Annotated in this window: 1 protein-coding gene; it reads right to left on the bottom strand. The window is 75.7% G+C overall.

Annotated elements, in window-relative coordinates:
• Positions 1–87: 87 nt before the first annotated feature.
• Positions 88–2036: putative bifunctional diguanylate cyclase/phosphodiesterase (locus AC2W7G_RS14730; protein ID WP_485869100.1), on the bottom strand; the 1949-nt coding region annotated here is incomplete at its 5' end.

The following is a 2036-nucleotide window of genomic DNA, read 5'->3' as shown; positions in this document are numbered from 1 at the left end:
GGCGCCGCTCCGCCTGGGCTGAGCCGCCACGACGACGAGGGGCCGTCACCGCACACGCGGTGGCGGCCCCTCGTCGTGCCGGGGACGTCAGCGGGCGGACGCGGGCGGCCTGGCGGTCGTGGTACCAGACGCTGAGCTCGTCGGACGCGCCGGACGCGCGTGCAGGTAGCCCTGGCTGACGTCGCAGCCCAGCTCGCGCAGCGCGGCCAGCGTCTCCTCGTCCTCGACACCCTCGGCCACCGCGGTCAGCCGGAGCCGGTGGGCGAGCTCGATCGTGCCGGCGACGACGGCGTGCGTCCGGGCGTCCCCCAGCAGGCGCTGGACGAACGAGCGGTCGATCTTGAGCTCGTCGACCGGCAGGTGGGCCAGGTACGCCAGCGACGAGTAGCCGGTGCCGAAGTCGTCGATGCTCAGCCCGACGCCGCGGTCGGCCAGCTGGTGCAGCACGTGCGGGACGGCGTCCACGTTCTCCAGCAGCACCGACTCGGTGATCTCCAGCGCGAGCAGGTGCGGGCTCAGGCCGCTCGCGGCCAACGCCTCGTCGACCAGGCAGACCACGTCGCCGTCGGCGAACGACGAGGACGACAGGTTCACCGAGACCCGGTGCGGCGCCCCGGCCCGCTCCCAGCGGGCGGCGTCCTGGGTGGCCAGGCCGAGCACGGCGCGGGTGAGCGAGGACATGAGCCCGTTGCGCTCGGCCAGGTCCACGAACGCGCCCGGCTGCAGCAGCCCGTGGCGCGGGTGGAGCCAGCGCACCAGCGCCTCGGTGCCGACGACCTCGTCCGTGCGGACGTCCACCTGGGGCTGGAAGTGGACGACGACCTCGCCGCACGACGGGTCCCCCTCGGCCGAGAGCAGCCGGCGCAGCTGGTCGACCCGCTCGTGGCGCAGCGCCTCCTGCTCGTCCTCGGCCCGGTCGTAGACGGCCACCCCGGTGCCGGCGCGCCGGGCCGAGTACATGGCGATGTGCGCCCGGCGCATGAGCTCGTACGTCGTCGGCGCGGGGACGACGGCCGGGTCGGCGTGGGCGACGCCCACGTGCACGAACAGGCGCACCGTCGCCTCCGGCACCGTGATCGGCTGCTCGACCTCGCGGACGAGGCGCTCGGCCACCCGCCGGGCCCGGCGCTCGTCGCTGCCGGGCAGCAGCACCGCGAACTGGTCGCCCATGACCCGGGCGACCAGGCTGCGCTCGCGCAGCGTCCCGGTCAGCGTCGACCCGACCTCCTGGAGCACGTGGTCGCCCGCCTCGGGGCCGTGCCGGTCGTTGACGTGCTTGAACCCGCTGAGGTCCAGCGCGAGGAGCGCGACGTGGTCGCGTCGGCGTCCGCTCGTCAGGGCACTGCCCAGGGCGGCCACGAGGGCGCGCCGGTTCGGCAGGCCGGTGAGGTCGTCGGTCCGGGCCTCGCGCCGCGACTGGGCCACCGACTCCAGCTCGCGGACGATGGCCAGGACCCGGGTCACCGTGACCACGGTGGCCAGGCCGCCGATGACGGCGGCAGGGCGGGTGCGCGGCAGGCCCGCGAGGGCGTTGGCGGTGAGCACCAGGCTGCTCGAGCCGAGCAGGACGAGCGACCACGTCGACGTGACCGACGAGCGGCCGCGCACGCGCGGACGGGTCGGCAGCGGCTGCTGCAGCGCGGCCACCGTGGCCGTGCAGACCACGACGTGCCCGAGCGTGCTCGCGCGCTCCGCGGCCGCGTAGCCCGACGACGCCACGACGAGCTGCACCACCAGGTGGAGGGCGAACGCGCCGACGACCAGCCACAGCCGCGGGTCGCGGTGCATCCCGGTGAACAGGCCCACGGCCACGCACGAGCCGATGAGCACCACGCCGGTGGCCAGCTGGCCGAGCCACACCAGCAGCTGCCACCCGCCCCAGCCGGCGGCGGGCGCCTCGACGGCTTGGACGAGCAGGATGCCCGCGCTCACGGTGACCGCGACCGAGCCGAGCGCGTTGACCCACTCGCCGACGCCGGGCGAGCCGCTGCCGAGCCGTCCCAGCGCAGCACGGCCTGGAAGGCGAAACACCGCCG

The organism is Aeromicrobium sp. PFPM2_SD2 (assembly GCF_057364525.1).
Note: the sequence above shows the minus strand (reverse complement) of the source record. Positions and strands in the feature narration are given on the sequence as shown.